Origin of the sequence: Streptomyces sp. NPDC049585, assembly GCF_040675615.1 — a bacterium.
GTDB classification, from domain to species: domain Bacteria; phylum Actinomycetota; class Actinomycetes; order Streptomycetales; family Streptomycetaceae; genus Streptomyces; species Streptomyces luteosporeus.
The window spans coordinates 263,668-279,926 of sequence record NZ_JBFAPE010000006.1 but is presented as its reverse complement, the minus strand read 5'-3'; the positions used below and the strand labels follow the sequence as shown (position 1 = coordinate 279,926).

General features: G+C 71.4%; 14 protein-coding genes. 9 read left to right on the top strand and 5 right to left on the bottom strand.

Translation table 11 applies throughout. From position 1 onward, the window contains the following. Positions 1 to 4: 4 nt before the first annotated feature. Complete coding sequence (locus AB0K17_RS10420; RefSeq protein ID WP_365982772.1) at positions 5 to 1,333, bottom strand: amino acid permease; 1,329 nt, start codon at positions 1,331 to 1,333, stop codon at positions 5 to 7. Positions 1,334 to 1,604: 271 nt separating this feature from the next. Then, on the bottom strand, positions 1,605 to 3,011 hold the full coding sequence (locus tag AB0K17_RS10415) for an amino acid permease (protein ID WP_365968906.1): 1,407 nt from the start codon (positions 3,009 to 3,011) through the stop codon (positions 1,605 to 1,607). A 307-nt stretch (positions 3,012 to 3,318) separates the two neighbouring features. Between AB0K17_RS10415 and AB0K17_RS10410 the strand changes: the two genes are divergently transcribed. Then, positions 3,319 to 3,921 (top strand): biotin transporter BioY, encoded by a 603-nt coding sequence (locus AB0K17_RS10410; RefSeq protein ID WP_344434376.1) that lies wholly within the window; start codon positions 3,319 to 3,321, stop codon positions 3,919 to 3,921. Between the two features lie 85 nt (positions 3,922 to 4,006). On the opposite strand, the gene AB0K17_RS10405 is transcribed toward AB0K17_RS10410, so the two are convergent. Then, positions 4,007 to 4,918 (bottom strand): hypothetical protein, encoded by a 912-nt coding sequence (locus AB0K17_RS10405; protein WP_365982754.1) that lies wholly within the window; start codon positions 4,916 to 4,918, stop codon positions 4,007 to 4,009. 80 nt (positions 4,919 to 4,998) lie between these two features. Here AB0K17_RS10405 and AB0K17_RS10400 point away from each other — a divergent pair, with 80 nt between their 5' ends. After that, positions 4,999 to 6,615 carry a serine/threonine-protein kinase gene (locus AB0K17_RS10400; RefSeq protein WP_365982753.1) on the top strand — a complete coding sequence of 539 codons (1,617 nt, stop codon included), beginning with the start codon at positions 4,999 to 5,001 and terminating at the stop codon, positions 6,613 to 6,615. 57 nt (positions 6,616 to 6,672) lie between these two features. Here AB0K17_RS10400 and AB0K17_RS10395 read toward each other — a convergent pair whose 3' ends face one another. Next, positions 6,673 to 8,112 carry an amino acid permease gene (locus AB0K17_RS10395; protein WP_365968903.1) on the bottom strand — a complete coding sequence of 480 codons (1,440 nt, stop codon included), beginning with the start codon at positions 8,110 to 8,112 and terminating at the stop codon, positions 6,673 to 6,675. A 166-nt stretch (positions 8,113 to 8,278) separates the two neighbouring features. Here AB0K17_RS10395 and AB0K17_RS10390 point away from each other — a divergent pair, with 166 nt between their 5' ends. The 6 genes from AB0K17_RS10390 (at position 8,279) to AB0K17_RS10365 (ending at position 14,715) form a co-directional block, all read left to right on the top strand. After that, positions 8,279 to 8,767: a ribose-5-phosphate isomerase gene (locus tag AB0K17_RS10390; protein ID WP_344434372.1), complete on the top strand. Its 489-nt coding sequence runs from the start codon at positions 8,279 to 8,281 to the stop codon at positions 8,765 to 8,767. A 94-nt stretch (positions 8,768 to 8,861) separates the two neighbouring features. After that, positions 8,862 to 9,674 (top strand): DNA-formamidopyrimidine glycosylase family protein, encoded by an 813-nt coding sequence (locus tag AB0K17_RS10385; protein ID WP_365982752.1) that lies wholly within the window; start codon positions 8,862 to 8,864, stop codon positions 9,672 to 9,674. Positions 9,675 to 10,079: 405 nt separating this feature from the next. Continuing rightward, positions 10,080 to 11,219: a PP2C family protein-serine/threonine phosphatase gene (locus tag AB0K17_RS10380; RefSeq protein WP_365982751.1), complete on the top strand. Its 1,140-nt coding sequence runs from the start codon at positions 10,080 to 10,082 to the stop codon at positions 11,217 to 11,219. A 28-nt stretch (positions 11,220 to 11,247) separates the two neighbouring features. Next, positions 11,248 to 11,793 carry an NADPH-dependent FMN reductase gene (locus AB0K17_RS10375; RefSeq protein WP_365982750.1) on the top strand — a complete coding sequence of 182 codons (546 nt, stop codon included), beginning with the start codon at positions 11,248 to 11,250 and terminating at the stop codon, positions 11,791 to 11,793. Between the two features lie 104 nt (positions 11,794 to 11,897). Next, positions 11,898 to 13,442 (top strand): alpha/beta hydrolase, encoded by a 1,545-nt coding sequence (locus tag AB0K17_RS10370; protein ID WP_365982749.1) that lies wholly within the window; start codon positions 11,898 to 11,900, stop codon positions 13,440 to 13,442. A gap of 313 nt (positions 13,443 to 13,755) precedes the next feature. Then, positions 13,756 to 14,715: a hypothetical protein gene (locus AB0K17_RS10365; RefSeq protein WP_365968898.1), complete on the top strand. Its 960-nt coding sequence runs from the start codon at positions 13,756 to 13,758 to the stop codon at positions 14,713 to 14,715. Positions 14,716 to 14,832: 117 nt separating this feature from the next. Here the strand turns inward: AB0K17_RS10365 and AB0K17_RS10360 are convergent, their stop codons facing one another. Beyond that, a complete protein-coding gene (locus AB0K17_RS10360; protein ID WP_365968897.1) occupies positions 14,833 to 15,072 on the bottom strand; it encodes a winged helix-turn-helix domain-containing protein in 240 nt (79 codons plus the stop codon). Between the two features lie 297 nt (positions 15,073 to 15,369). Between AB0K17_RS10360 and AB0K17_RS10355 the strand changes: the two genes are divergently transcribed. After that, positions 15,370 to 15,798, top strand: coding sequence for an ATP-binding protein (locus tag AB0K17_RS10355; protein WP_365982748.1), 429 nt, complete (start codon positions 15,370 to 15,372; stop codon positions 15,796 to 15,798). Positions 15,799 to 16,259 lie beyond the last annotated feature (461 nt).

Below are 16,259 nucleotides of genomic sequence, written 5' to 3'. Positions count from 1 at the left end.
CGCGTCAGCTCGCGGCGGCGGCCGCCTCGGCGCGCCGGGCCGCCGTCATCCGCTGCCGCAGGTAGCCGGTGACGGCGAGGACGATGGTCAGCCCGCCGGTGAAGTACAGCTGGATGCGCGTGTCGTCCTCGCGCAGCATCAGCGCCAGGACGGCGACGATGCCGGCGAGGGCCGCCCACGTCAGGTACGGGAAGAGCCACATGCGCACGAGCAGCTGGTCCTGCGGGGTGCGCCGGCGCCCGCGCAGCTGGGAGACGGCGATGAAGCCCCAGACCACGAGGGTGGCCGCGCCGACCATGTTGAGCAGCCACTTGAAGACGGTGGTGGGCCACCAGTAGCTGAGCAGAACGGCGAAGAAGCCGAAGGTGGCGGAGGCGATCACCGCGTAGCGCGGGACACCGCCGCTGCTGATCTTCCCCAGCAGGCGCGGGCCCTGGTTGCGGGCGACGAGGGAGTAGGCGATGCGCGAGGAGCCGTAGATGTTGGCGTTCATCGCCGACAGCAGGGCGACCAGCACGACGACGTTCATGATCTGGCCGGCGCCCGGGATGTCCAGGTGGTTCAGGACGGCGACGTAGGGGCCCTTGTCGGTGACGGACTTGTCGTTCCAGGGCAGCAGGGTGACCACGACCAGCAGCGAGCCGACGTAGAACAGGGCGATGCGCCACATCGCCGTGCGCACGGCCCGGGCCACGCCCTTGCGCGGGTGCTCGGACTCGGCGGCGGCGATGGTGACCGTCTCCAGGCCGCCGTAGGCGAAGACCGAGGCGAGCAGGCCGGTGACCAGCCCCTCCGCGCCCTGGGGGAAGAAGCCGCCGTGCCCGGTGAGGTTGCTGGTGCCCGGGGCGTCGGTGCCGGGCAGGACGCCGAGGATCGCAAGGACGCCGAGGACGAGGAATGCCGCGATGGCGGCGACCTTCAGCGTCGCGAACCAGAACTCGAACTCGCCGAAGTTGCCCACCGCGGCCAGGTTCGAGCCGGTGAACAGCAGCATGAACAGCGCGACCCACATCCACGAGTCGGTGGAGGGGAACCATTCGGTCATGATGTGCGCGGCGCCGATGCCCTCGGCGGCGACCGCCACGCACAGCAGGGTCCAGAACACCCAACCCGCGGTGAAGCCCGCCCACGGCCCGATCATCCGCTCGGCGTGGACGGAGAAGCTGCCGGAGGCGGGGTTGGCCGCCGACATCTCGCCGAGCATCCGCATCACGAGCATCACGAGGATGCCGGAGGCGGCATAGGCCAGCACGATCGAGGGACCGGCGGCGACGATGCCCTGGCCGGACCCGACGAAGAGCCCGGCGCCGATGACGCCGCCGAGCGCGATCATCGACAGATGGCGCTGCTTGAGCCCGTGCGACAGCGAGGAACCCGACTGGGCCGGCTCTCTCGCCTCCGTTGTATCGGGGGCCCCGGACTCCGGCGGGGAGGGTATACCAGTCATGATCGTAAAAGCCCCGTTGGTGTGAGCGGAAAAGTTGCCTCAGTGTGGAGGGCAGTGTGGCTGAGGACAACACTCCTCACGCATCTGTCCGATATTCAGACAGACATGTGACCTTCCGTACCTGACATTTCGGCAGAAACGAAAAATCCTCAGCAGGTCAGCCGGTGTGCCGGGCCGTCCGGCGCAGCCGCACCTCGCGCAGGAGCGCCACGAGCACCACCGCGCCCGTCGCCGCGGCGGACCACATCAGCTGCGGCCGGGCCTCGTCGTCGGTGAGCATCAGCACCAGCACCCCACCCATGGCGACCAGCGCCGCCCAGGTCAGATAGGGGAAGCCCCACATGCGCAGGGCGAGCCGGTCGGGCATCTCGCGCTCGATGCGCGGGCGCAGCCGCAGCTCGGAGGCCGCGATCAGGCCCCAGACGAACAGCAGCACCGAGCCGACGGCGTTGAGGAGATACCGGAAGATCGAATCCGGCCATTCCAGGTTGAGCACGACCGAGGCGAAACCGAACGCCACCGACGCCAGGACGGCCCGCCAGGGCACCCCGCCCCGCGAGACCTTCAGCAGCGCCCGCGGCGCCTCGCCGCGCTCGGCGAGCGAGAAGACCATGCGCGAGGAGCCGTAGAGATTGGCGTTGAGCGCCGAGAGCAGGGCCACGAAGACGACCACGTTCATGATCTGCCCGGCCGCCGGCACCCCGAGGTGGTCCAGCACGGCGACGTACGGGCTCTGCCCCGGCTTCAGCGACGACCAGGGCAGCAGGGTCACGATGACCAGCATCGAGCCGATGTAGAAGAAGAGGATCCGCCACATCGCGCTGCGCACCGCCCGGCCCACCGCGCGCGCCGGGTCGTCGGACTCGGCCGCGGCGATGGTGAGCACTTCCAGGCCGCCGAAGGCGAAGACGACCGCCAGCACGCCGGAGACGACACCGCTCCAACCGTGCGGAAGGAAGCCGCCCTGTCCCGTGAGATTGGTCATTCCCACGGCCTTGGTGTCGGGCAGCAGACCGAGGATCGCGAGGAGTCCGAGGCCGAGGAACAGCACGATCGCGCCGACCTTCAAGGCCGCGAACCAGAACTCGAATTCACCGAAGTTCTTTACAGCTGCGAGGTTGGCAGCCGTAAAGACAATCATGAAAATCAGCACCCAGCCCCATTGCGGGACCGCCGGCGCCCAGCCGTGTGCGATCTGCGCCGCGGCCGTCGCCTCGACGGCGAGCACCACCACGAGCAGGAACCAGTACAGCCAGCCCACCGAGAAGCCCGCCCAGCGGCCCAGCGCCCGCTCGGCGTGCACCGAGAACGATCCGGACGCCGGCATGGCCGCCGACAGCTCGCCGAGCATCCGCATGACCAGCATGGCCAGGGCGCCCGCGAGCAGGTAGGAGATGATGATGCCGGGCCCTGCGACGGCGATGCCGGCGCCCGAGCCCACGAACAGGCCGGCGCCGATGACGCCGCCGAGCCCCAGCATCGTCAGGTGGCGCTGCTTGAGTCCCCCGGCCAGCGGTTCCCGCTCGCCGGCGAGCGGCTCTGCAACAGGCGGTGCATCGTGCATGGAGCTGGATCTTTCGGTGTGTGCGCCGGCGGGCTCTGTGCGCAGGTGCAAGAGCGCAAACGCGCGCAACGCGTGGGGACAGGGTCTCCCGGGCAGCCGCCCCGGGCCAAGCCCGAGCCCTTTTCTCGTGACGAGCATCACGTTTTACGGCGTTATCCCCTGGCTTGTCGCCACCTGGGTGCGTACGCGCGCTCGGAACCCGACAGCACGGGCGGCCCGCCTTTGTCGCTGCCACCCGGTGCCCGCGGCATGACGCTGGGCTAACGTCGGCGTGTCCCACCGTCCCCGAAGATCTTGCGGAGTACCGATGGCCACCGCCGTTGCCCCAGTCACCCGGACCGGTACGGTCCTCGCCGACCTGCTCCCGGCCACCTCCGCCGGCCGCGCCCGGGTCCGGGACGCCGCCCTCGTCGTCGGCGGTGCCGCCCTGACCGGCCTGACCGCCCAGATCGCCGTGCCCGTGCCGGGCTCGCCGGTCCCGGTCAGCGGCCAGACCTTCGCCGCGCTCCTGGTGGGCACCGCCCTCGGCGCCCGCCGCGGCTTCCTCTCCCTCGCGCTGTACGCCGTCGCCGGCATGGCGGGCATGCCCTGGTTCGCCGAGGCCCGCTCGGGCGCGGCATTCCCGTCCTTCGGCTACGTCCTCGGCATGCTGCTCGCCGCCACCGTCGTCGGCGCCCTCGCCCGCCGCGGCGCCGACCGCTCGGTGCTGCGCACCGCGGGCACGATGGCGCTGGGCTCCGCGATCATCTACGCGGTCGGCGTCCCCTACCTCGCGCTGGCCACGCACATGTCGCTGCAGCAGGCGGTGGCGGCCGGCCTGACGCCGTTCCTGATCGGTGACGCCCTGAAGGCCGCCCTGGCCATGGGCGCCCTGCCGACGGCCTGGAAGCTCCTGGGCCGCCGCGGCTGAGCCGCACGCGATCACGGGCCGGGCCCGTACCTCGGGAACGAGGTACGGGCCCGGCCGCTGTCGTTCGGAAGCCGGACGTACGGCGTCAGTGCCGTCCGGCCCTGCGGGCCGTCAGCCAGAAGATCCCGCACCCGGCGGCGAGCAGGGCCACCGCGGCCGCTGCCAGCACGCCAAGCCCGGCGGCCGAGCCGCCCGTGTGCGCGAGCTCGCCGTCGTCCGCGCCGTAGGACCCCCCGGAGGTCGGGCCGGACGAGCCGCCCGGCGTGGGGGCGCTGCCGCCGCCCTTCGACGGCGAGGCGGACACAGTGGGGCTCGCGGGCGACGTCGGGCTCGGCGCCGCAGTCCGGCTCGGGGACGCCGCGGGCGATGACGCGGGCGACGAGGCGGCCGCCCCGTTCGGCACGTTCTTCTGGCCGAGCAGCAGCGGGGTGTCGGGCGCGTCCGGGCTGGTGTCCGTGGTGCCGAAGTGCACAGGCCCCTGCTGCCACAGCAGCGTCTTCGTGTCCCCCAGGGTCACCGGCAGGCAGATCTGTCCCTGGTCCTTCAGGTCGAAGGACGCCGAGACCCGGTAGCTGCGGCTGGCGCCGGCCGCGAGCTTTCCGACGGCACAGGAGTACCCGCTGTTCGAACCCTCGGGAAGTTCTCCCGCGGCAATGGCGGAACAGCCCTCGACGGAACGTATCCGCATTCCCTTGAAACCCACCACCTTCAGTCGTACGTCGGATGCGTCCTTCGGTCCCGCATTGCGCACGGTGGCCATCAGACTGGTGTTCCCCGATTTTTTGTCCACGGATATCCGACCGGGCAGTTCCGTGCTGATCCGGTAGCCCGCCGGGGCGCTCGGCCCGGGGCTGCCGCCCTGGCTGCTGCCGGGCGTCGGCTCCGCGCCGGACGCCGCCCATGCCGCCGGTGCGACCAGCGGCAGCAGGAGTGCCACCACCGCCACCACCGGCGCCGGCGACCACCGGCGCCGGGCCCTGCTGATACTCAGGAACATTTTCGCTCCCCCCTATCTCCACTCCCCGCAGAAGTATTTGAATAGGTACCACAAGATTCCGATGTCCGAAGGTGCGGAAAATGAATTCCGCAATGGGGGCGGGCCTGGTGGGGAATTCGAGCGGCGAGATGCAGGGGCGACTGGTGGTGGGTCGCTACCGGCTCCTGGAATTGATCGGGCGCGGTGGAATGGGGCGGGTATGGCGCGCCACCGACGAGATCCTGGGCCGCAGCGTGGCGGCCAAGGAGATCCGCGTCGGCGAGCTGGTCGGCGAGGAGAGCGCGGTGCAGCGCGAGCGCAGCCTGCGCGAGGCCCGGGCCACCGCCCGCATCGACCACCCCAACGTGGTCCGGGTCTACGACGTGGCCGAGGAGGACGGCCGGCTGTGGATCGTCATGGAGCTGGTCGACGGCCGCTCCCTGGACCGGGTGCTGGGCCGCGACGGCCCCCGCGACCCGCGCGAGGCCGCCCGCATCGGCCTGGGCCTGGTCCGCGCCCTGCGCGCCGTGCACGCCGTCGGCGTGCTGCACCGGGACATCAAGCCCGGCAACGTCCTGCTCACCGCCCGCGGGCGGATCGTGCTCACCGACTTCGGCATCGCCTCCATGCAGGACGCGGCCGCCCTGACCATGGCCGGCATGCTCGTCGGCTCGCCGGACTACATGGCGCCCGAGCGCATCGAGGGCCGGGTGCAGGGCCCGCCGTCGGACCTGTGGTCGCTGGGCGCCACGCTGTGCGCGGCGGTCGCCGGTCAGTCGCCCTTCTCCCGGGCCACGACCATGGCCACGCTGCACGCCGTGCTCTACGAGGAGCCGGTGATCCCGGCCGCCGCGGGCCCGCTGGCCGAGCTGCTGGCCGGCCTGCTGCTGAAGGAGCCCGCCCGGCGGCCGGCCCTGGACGCGGTGGAGGAGGCCCTGGCGGTCCTGGCCGAGCCGCTGCCCACCGTCGTCGCCCGGCAGCCCCCGGCCCCGCCGCCGCCCCCGCCCGCGCCTCCGTCCCCGCCCTCGCCGGGACCGCCCGTCCTGCCCGTGCAGCCCGTGCAGCCCGTGGCGGCCGACCGGCCGGGGCGGCGCAGGGTCCTGCTGGCGACGGGGGCCGTGGTGGCCGCGGCGGCGGTGGTCGCGCTGGTCCTGGCCGTGCAGGGAGCCGGGGGCCCGGGCACGCGGGGGGCCGACGGCACCACCCCCTCGGCGACGGCCTCGGAGACGGCGTCCGCTGCGACCTCCGGGGCGTCGACGCCGGGCCCGTCGCGCAGCAAGGGGGCGGCCTCCGCCGCGCCCTCGCCGGGGCGGCGCACGGAGGACGGCTTCAGCTGGGCGCCCCCCGCGGACTGGAACCGTACGCAGCAGAGCCCGAGCGACGTCACGTACACCGCCAAGGACGGCACGATCGAGCTCTCCGCCAAGCAGGGCCGTACGACGGAGGACCTGCTGACCCACTGGCAGCGCTTCGAGGAGGGGTTCCACGGCACGCCGGGCTACCGCAAGATCAGGCTGGAGCGCACCACGTTCGCCGGGAACCCGGCGGTGGTGTGGGAGTACGCGTTCCTCCAGGGCGACCAGCCGCACCACGGCCGGCAGCTGGGCTTCACCAACGGCGGCCGGACGTACCAGGTCAACGTCTGGTACGCCGATCCGGCCGAGTCCACCGCGCTGGACGTCTACGAAAACGTGAAGGAGTCGTTCCGCACCGGCTGAACGCCGGGCGGAACGACTCCTTCAGTACGCGGTGGAGCGCAGTACGCGGTGGAGCGACTACTGCTTCAGGGCCTTGCGGCGCTTGTCCAGCACCACACCGATGCCCAGGACCACGGCACCGACCAGCGTGGAGAGCAGCACCTGCTCGCGGTTGTCGCCGCCGTCGACGACCATGTAGCCGAGGACGAAGACGATCATCGCGATGGTCGCCCAGGTCAGGTACGGGAAGAGCCACATCTTCACGCGCAGCTTCGACGGGTCCTCGCGCAGGATGATCCCGCGCATCTTCAGCTGCGTGAAGCAGATGGCGAGCCACACGAACAGGGCGACCGCGCCGGAGGCGTTCAGCAGGAACTTGAAGACCGTGTCCGGCCACATGTAGTTGAAGAACACCGACACGAAGCCGAAGATCACCGAGCCGATGATGGCCGCCTGCGGCACGCTGCGGGAATTGGTCTTCGCGAAGGCCTTCGGCGCGTCGCCGCGCTGACCGAGCGAGAAGGCCATGCGGGAGGCGGTGTACAGACCGGAGTTCAGGCAGGACAGCACGGCGGTGAGCACGATGACGTTCATGATCTGGCCGGCGTGCGGAATGCCGATCGAGTCGAGGGCGGCGACGTAGCTGCCCTTCTCCGCGATCGCCTTGGAGTCCCACGGCAGCAGGCTGACCACGACCAGGATCGAACCCAGGTAGAAGACGCCGATGCGCCAGATCACGCTGTTGGTGGCCTGCGAGACCGCGCGCTGCGGGTCCTCGGACTCACCGGCGGCGAGCGTGACGATCTCGCTGCCCATGAAGGAGAAGACGACCATCAGCACACCGGTGAGGATGGCGCCGGGGCCGTGCGGCAGGAACCCGCCGTGCGAGGTGAGGAAGTCGAAGCCCGCGCCCGGGTTGTCCGAACCCGGCAGCACACCGAAGACGGCCAGGCCGCCGACGATGATGAACGCCGCGATCGCGACGACCTTGATGCCCGCGAACCAGAACTCGAATTCACCGTAGGAGCTGACCGAGGCCAGGTTGGTGGCGGTGAGCACGATCATCACGATCAGCGCCCAGGCCCACTGCGGCACGGCCGGGACCCAGCCCTCGAGGATCTTCGCGCCCGCGGTCGCCTCGACCGCCAGCACCACGACCCAGAAGAACCAGTACAGCCAGCCGATCGTGAAGCCGGCCCAGCGGCCGAGCGCACGGTCGGCGTAGGCCGAGAAGGAGCCGGAGGTCGGGTTCGCGGCGGCCATCTCGCCGAGCATCCGCATGACGAAGACGACCATCGCGCCCACCAGGGCGTACGAGATCAGAATGCCGGGGCCGGCGGCGGCGATACCGGACGCGGAACCCACGAAGAGGCCGGCGCCGATGACACCGCCAATGGCGATCATGGACAGGTGCCGGTTCTTGAGGCCGGCCTTGAGGCCGTCCTCGCCCGACGCGGGGGCGTGGCCGGGGTGACCGGCCGTCGTCGCCTTCGTCGTGGTCGGCGGTGTCGCGCTCATGTGCACGTTCCTTCGGGTTGTTCCTTTGGTTCTCGGGTTACGAGCCAACGCATTAGAACTTTTCGAAGCCGTCTTTCGGAAGACCCGAATCCATTTCGTTGTATTCACTCAGCGTCACCAGCCCCGGTGACCTCCGGGCGCCCCGGCTCGTGCCACACTCGGACGCATGCGCGTGTACCTCGGCTCCGACCATGCCGGCTACGAACTGAAGAACCACCTCGTCGAGTGGCTCACGGCCCAGGGCCACGAGCCCGTCGACTGCGGGCCCCACATCTACGACGCCCAGGACGACTACCCCCCCTTCTGCCTCCGCGCCGCCGAGCGCACCGCCGCCGACGAGGACAGCCTCGGCATCGTCATCGGCGGCTCGGGCAACGGCGAGCAGATCGCCGCGAACAAGGTGAAGGGCGTCCGCTGCGCCCTCGCCTGGAGCGAGCAGACCGCGGCCCTCGGCCGCGAGCACAACAACGCCAACGTCGTCAGCATCGGCGCCCGGATGCACTCGCAGGACGAGGCGACGAAGTTCGTCGAGATCTTCCTGGCCACGCCGTACTCGGGTGACGAGCGTCACACGCGTCGCATCGCGATGCTGTCCCGCTACGAGGAGACCGGCGACCTGCCGGAGATCCCGGCCCACCACCCCCAGCAGGACTGAGCCGAGTCCCCCCGCCCACCCGCCGACGTTTCGGGGTGACGGGTGGGCGGGCCGCTCCCACCGGCCCGCGGCTGACGACGAAGGACGACGCCACATGCCCGAAGGGCACACGATCCACCGCCTGGCCGCGGACCACAACGACGCCTTCGCCGACCGCGAGGTCCGCGTCACCAGCCCCCAGGGCAAGTTCTCCGACAGCGCCGCCCTCCTGGACCGCCGGGTCCTGGAAGAGGCCGAAGCCCACGGCAAGCACCTCTTCCTCGGCTTCGCCGACCTCGGCTGGATCCACATCCACCTCGGCCTGTTCGGCAAGTACACCTGGGGCCCGGCCGGCGCCATGCCGCCGCCCACCGACACCGTCCGCCTGCGCCTGGCGAACGCCACCTCGTACGCCGACCTCCGTGGCCCCACCACCTGCGCGCTGATCACCGATGCCGAGAAGCAGGCGATACACGGCCGCCTCGGCCCGGACCCGCTGCGCGAGGGCGACGACCCCGACCGCGCCTGGCGGCGCCTGTCCCGCAGCCGTACGAGCATCGCGGCCCTGCTGATGGACCAGAAGGTCGTCGCGGGCGTCGGCAACGTCTACCGCGCCGAGGTCCTCTTCCGGCACGGCATCGACCCGTACCGCGCCGGCCGTGACCTCACCCGCGCCGAGTGGGACGCGATCTGGGCGGACCTGGTGGTCCTGATGCGCGAGGGCGTCCGCAACAACCGCATCGACACCGTGCGCCCCGAGCACACGCCGGAGGCGATGGGCCGCCCGCCGCGCGTGGACGATCACGGCGGTGAGGTGTACGTCTACCGCCGCACCGGCCTGCCGTGCCACATCTGCAGCACCGAGGTGCGCATCGCGGAGCACGCGGCCCGCAACCTCTTCTGGTGCCCGCGCTGCCAGCCGGCGTGACGCACAGCCCCCGGGGGCAGTTGAGAAGGCACAAAAGAAGCAGGCGGCGACAGGGGCGCACGCATCGCGCACTCCACCGCCCCTTTCCGCTGCGCGCGACCCCGGGCACCGGCAAGCCCCGCCCCCGCTCCCTGTGTTGCGAACGAGACAGGAGTGCCCCGTGGTGTCGGCGGCGCCCACTGCGCCCGTACCACCGCCCCGTTCGGGCCCCGCGTGCCGCGCTCGGACGGGCGCAGTAGGCGCTGCTCCGTCGTCATAGCCATGCCCCACGCCACATCCCCGTGCAGGCGAACGAATGTCGCATATGGTTGCTCTCCGGGTGCGCGCACGGCGTTCCCCACGGCAGCCCGCTCGGCGCGGCGCGAATCGACGCACCGCCGAATGGGTGGATAAGGTCCCGAAGCAATGACTGGCGGTGCGGAGACCCCGACGGCCCGGATGCGCAAAGCACTGCACCGGGTCCGCACGAGCGTGCGCAAGGCAGGTGTCGACTATTTCCGGGGCGACGGCTCCGACTCCGTCGCCCTGACCGCGCTGCTGCTGTCCGTACCCGCCCTCGCCTGGGGCACCGTCTGCCAGCCCGAATGGTGCGCCCCGGCGGCCCTCGTCCTGCCCATCGTCGCCGGCGGCCTGCTGCTGCGTCCGGCCAGCCTGCTCGGCCTGTACGCGGCCGCCGCCTCGGCCCTGATCGTCGAGTCGGCGCTGCTGGACGACCCCGGCCACCGCGGCGCGGACCGGGTCACCCCCGGCACCATCCTCGTCGTCGCGGCGATCGGGTTCTTCGGCCTGCTCATCGCGCAGTTCCGCAGTCGGGTCGGCGTGCCGTGGCGGCGCGGCGGCACCATGCTCTTCGACCTGCGCGAACGCATCCGCGTGCAGAGCAAGCTGCCCAAACTGCCGCGCGGCTGGCACCGGGAGATGGCGCTGCGCCCTGCGGGCGGCCAGTCCTTCTCCGGCGACTTCGTCGTCGCCGCGCGCACGAACGGCGGCCGCACCCTGGAAGTCGTCCTGACCGACGTCTCCGGCAAGGGCATGGACGCCGCCTCGCGCGCCCTGCTGCTGTCCGGCGCGTTCGGCGGCCTCCTCGGCTCCCTGCCGCCGCACGCCTTCCTGCCCGCCGCCAACGGCTACCTCCTGCGCCAGGACTGGGACGAGGGCTTCGCCACGTCCATCCACCTCGTCCTCGACCTCGACACCGGCGACTACGAACTGCTCTCCGCCGGCCACCTGCCCGCCCTCCAGCTCAACGCCGGCTCCGGCCGCTGGGAGGAGAAGTCCGCCGAGGGCCCGCTGCTGGGCGTCTACGACGGCGCCCAGTTCGACCCGGTCAAGGGCACCCTGCGCCCCGGCGACGTCCTCATGCTCTTCACCGACGGCCTCGTCGAGACCAACGAGCGCGAGCTGACCGAGGGCATGGACCGCCTCACCGGGGAAGCCGACCGCTACGTCAAGTCCGGTTTCCACGGGGCCGCGTGGCACCTGATCGAGGCGGTCGCCAAGGACGTCAACGACGACAGGGCACTGCTGCTGATCTGCCGCGAATGACGGACGGCCGACCGGCTACGTTGTGCGAATGCCGACATCCGAAGTCCTCCTGATCTCCGGCAGCTTGCGCGCCGGCTCCTCCAACGAGACCGCACTGCGCACCGCACAGGCCGTCGCGCCGGAGGGCATACGCACCGTCCTGTACGAAGGCCTCGCCTCCCTCCCGCACTTCAACCCCGACGACGACCACGACCCGCTGCCCGCGCCCGTCGCGGAGATGCGCGCGGCCGTCGCGTCGGCCACCGCCGTACTGATCTGCACGCCCGAGTACGCGGGCACCCTGCCCGGGGCGTTCAAGAACCTGCTCGACTGGACCGTCGGCGACACCGAGATCTGCGACAAGCCGGTCGCCTGGCTGAACGTGGCGCCGCCCGGGCGCGGCGGGGGAGCGTCGGCCACGTTGCGTACGGTCCTCGGCTACACCGGTGCCGCGATCGTGGACCAGGCCTGCGTCCAGCTGCCGGTCGGCCGGGAGACGGTCGGCCCGGACGGCACCGTCACCGACCCGGCCGTACGGGAGCGGCTGCGGGAGCTGCTCGCGACCCTGGTCGCCGCGTCGCCCGGGCAGCTCTGACGACACGGCCGCTGGGCTGTTCGGCCGAACCCGCCGTGCGCCTTCCGCACTGCTGAAGGACGCTGCAGGCAGACCCGTGCAGCGGACCGGTGAGGAGAAGCGTGGTGGACGGCAGCAGCCCGGAGAGCGACGGCAGCGGTACAGGCCACGGCGCCGCCCGGTGGTGGCGCCCCGGAACGGCCGCGGGCCGCCGGTGGCTGGTGATCGGCGTCTGCCTGGCGCTGGGCGCGGCCGGCCTCGGCGGCCTGGTGGCCGCGGACCGCCTGTGGAGCGCGGCCCCCTGCGACAAGGAACCGACCGACATCACCACCAGTGACTACACGCTCGACTTCACGGTGCAGTCCGGTGCGATGCCGGACCCGCAGTTCAACGGCCAGGCGGCGAAGCTGCACATGCACCGCGTCCAGCCGGTGTACGAGCACGGCCGCTGCTCCGGCACACCGGCGCGGGCCGCCGTCCTCATCCACGGCCGTGCGATCTCCGGGTCACCGGCCTTCGACCTCAAGGGCAAGGACCAGGACGGCAACAAACTCAGCCTGCAGGGCGGCCTCGCCCGCGCCGGCATCGACACCTTCGTGCCGGACCTGCTCGGCTACGGCGAATCCACCCGGTTCACCAAGGGCCTGGACGACCCGCACAACGCGAGCCTGCGGGCGTACCCCTCGGGCAGCACCACCTGCCCGTACGCGGAAGGCTGCGACCGCACCCACAACCCCATCTTCCCGCTCGACCAGCAGGGCACCCGGCTCGCGACGAACCCGCTCGCGGGCAAGCGCTACGCGCACTCCAGCAGCATGCGCTTCGCGACCACCGACACCTGGGTGCGCGACGTACGCCAGGCCATCGACGACGCCCTCGCCAAGGCCAAGCCGACAAGCGGCAAGGTGACCCTCCTCGGCTACTCGCTCGGCGGCAACCGCGTCGGGCGCACGCTCTACGCGGCCAACCCGAACCCGCTCCTGCCCAACAGCCCGGCCTACGTCGCCAAGGTCGACCGCGCCGTCTTCGTGTCGTCGTTCTTCGGCGGGACGAAGGAGGAGGCGACGCCCTCGGGCGGCTTCGTCACCTTCCCCCTGGTCCTCGGCACGCGCCAGGCCCTCGACGCCGGAGCCGCACTGAAGGCCGGCACCAGCGAAGCGGACTGCTCCGGTCACGTCATCCTGGGCAGCCTGGACGAGCAGTGGAAGGAGCTGATGCAGACGGACGGCGGCCCGGGCCGCAAGTGGGGCGGCACCGACCCGAACCACCCCGACGGCCTCATGCGGTCGCCGACCTTCTCCACCTTCGGCTGGAACGACGAGGTCGCCGGACAGCTGTCCGTACCGGCCCTGGTGATGCAGGGCGCGGACGACGCCGTGATCACGCCGCCGACGGCGACGAGGATCTACGACGTGCTGCCGGCGTCCGTGACGAACAAGGTGCTGGTCCAGATCAAGTGCGCGAGCCACGCCCTGCCGAACGAGGGCTGCTCGGGCAGCCGCTGCATGCCCCCCTCGGGCCAGACGGCCTACGGTCAGGCCGCGGGCACGTCGTGGGCGGGGCCGCACCAGACGCTGCAGGCGGCGGTGATCGAGTGGATCACGAAGGGCACCTTCAACGGCTCGGCGAGCGGCAAGTTCACGGTGGACCGGAACGGGGTGGTGTCCTGAAGGTTCCGTGGGCGGGGGGCACGGCGGAGGGCACGGCGGGGGACATGCGACAGCCCCCGGCGCTCCGCACAGGTTCCACGAGCACTCAGTCGTCGCCGAGAACCCTGTCTCCCCGTACGTGCCCTTCCGGGGGCCTAGCCAGTTGAGCCGAGATGCGGGTCACTCGATCGGTGAACGTCTCCACCGAGGGTGTGGCTCTCACCGGTTGTCTGGTGTAATCGCCAGTTTCCTCCTTATATGCCGGAAGTCAAGAGGCGACGACCGTAATGGGGGGTGCCGTCCGTTTGTCAGTGCCCACTGCCATGATCACGGTGTGAACGAGACGATTGCACAGCTGGCGAAGCGCCTCCTTGCGGCCGACACGGATGGCTGGACGGAGGACGGCGCCCGAGCCCTCGCGGCCGCCGTCGGCCCCGACGCCCGCCTGCGCCCGGTGGGGCAGTACGAGGAGCGGTACGTGGACGGCGAGGCGTACGTCGAGCTCGCCGTACCGGTGCTGAGGCTTGCCGACACCGGCGCGGCTGCCCAGGCGGCCGCCTTCGCCGAGGCCAGGGAGGAGCTGACGGCGGAGCTCGGCGAGGCGTCGATCATGGGCGTGTACGGCGACCTGGGCCCCTTCTACGACTCCGGTCCGCTCTGGGGCACCCCGTACCTGCGCTGGCGCGGCCGGCCCAACACCCTCGAACTGCGCGCGGGCGCCGCCGGCCCCGAGCTGGTGCTGCAGCCGACCGACCCGGTGGAGAACTGGTTCTGGCGCCAGGGCCACGGCGAGGAACACGCGATCAGCGGCTTCTTCGGCAGCCGCAACGGCCCCGCCAACGCGGGCCTCGGCCTCCCCGGCGGCTGGCGCGCACAGCGCTGGGAGACAGTGACGCGCGCCCTGGCCGACTTCCTGTCCACCTTCCCGGCGGAGACGACGGCGCTGGGCCTGTCTCTTGGGATGCCGATCTACGGCCGCGGCGCCGGCCAGGGCGCACCGCTGCTGTTCGAGATCTCCTGCAGCGACCGCCTGGAGATCACCTGCTTCCCGCCGTACGACATGGAGCCGAACCCCGAGACGCTCGGCTGGGGCCGCGCAGCCGCCGGGGACGACTGGTGCGTGGACGCCGGCGGCCCGGGGGAGCCGCGAGGCCACGAACTGGCGGAGATGATCGTGACGACGGCAAGAGCGGCGGGCGTCCGCGACCCGCAGGACCTCATAGTGGGCGGCGAGGCGGAGTACGCAGGCCCGTACCACATCACGTACTACGGCCTGGGGCTCCCGACGGGGTGAGCCCGGGCCCACCGGCCGCAACCACCCCGGGGTCCGGGGGCGAAGCCCCCGGTTTCGGGATGGGGGTCCCCAGCGGTAGCTGGGGGAGGGCGGGGTGGGGGAGAAAACCGCCCCCAGCTACTTGGGCAGATCCTTCGATACGAAGGACCCGAGGCCGGGCTCGGTGTAGGTCAGCCCTTCCTCCCGCAGCGCGCGCAGCACCTTGTATGCCGTCATGCCGGCGATGCCGAACTCCTCCGTGAGCTGGGCGACCGACGGCACTCGCGTGCGCGGCGGGTAGGTGCCGTCCTTGATGCGCTGCCGGATGACCTCGGCCACCTGCCGCCAGCGTGGAATGTCAGGCGCGAATTCGATCACAACGGAACGCTATGTGAGCTATGCGTTTCGCTGCAATATCCGTACGTCTTCGATTTCTTTCACGTCTAGGTGTTCTATAGGCATCTACTGCTACGCTCGCGCACACAGCGCCCCGGCGACCGCTGCAACCGGCCCCGGGGCATGGCCAACGCCACTCAGGAGCGTCGACGTGCGAAACCTTATCCGCCGCCTCACCGCCTGGGCGAGGCCCCCGCGCCCGCCCCGCTGCCAGTGCACGCACCGCGTCGTACTGACGGCCCACGGCATCAACTTCGCATCGGGAAGCGGGGCGGACCGGTGAAGGAGGAGGAAGGGGAGCGCTACACGCTCACCGCCCCGGCGAACGCCGGAGCCGCCCGTATGGCCAGGGAGTTCATGACGGCAGCGCTCGTTGCGACCGACCACCGCCGCCTGATCGAGAACGCCCGCATCTGCGTCTCCGACACGGTCGCGAACATCGTGCGGCACGCCCGCGTACGGGAGCTCACCGTGGAGCTCACGGCACACCCGGGGCGCGTACGGGTGTCCGTGCGCGACGACGACCCGCACAGGCTGCCGTGGCGGGGCGGCGGCGGCAGTCCCGGGCTGGCGCTCGTGCGTCGCCTCTCGCACGCCTCGGGCGTGTGGTGGGTGTGGGACGACCTGGAACTGGTGGGCAAGCAGGTGTGGTTCGAATTCCGCTGCGGCCGGCCGGCCGCTCGCGCGGAGGCGGGGGCGGTGGGGTGACGCGGGGACGGTCCTGCTGCGCGGGCAGGGCCGCGATGCTAGCTTTCTGTTCAACAGAAACCCCCGGCGCGGGGGGCTAGACCGCACCGTGGGTTTCCGAGGAGCTACCGGTCCTCTGCCCCATGTTTGTGGTGGGACAGCGGACCGTCCTCACGGTCCAGGGCCTGATTCAGGCCCTCGCGTACGACGTAGCTGATCAGGGCAGTGAGTACTGCCCTGACAGCTCGTTCCGCCACGCCCCGGGCGGTGACCCGGGAGATCCGCTTCGGCTGCTCCTTGCGGTGACGCCCCATAGGCGCCCCCTCTCTACCTCGCACCCATAGCCGGTGGATGCACCGGAGGACTCCCGAGCCGGGCGTCCTGAAGGCAACGTCCGGAACTCGGTCCTCAAGAGAGGGGGCGCACCATGTGCGCCTCCGGGCACGAGCATAGACCGGCAGCAGTTCAACTGGACGTGGTTG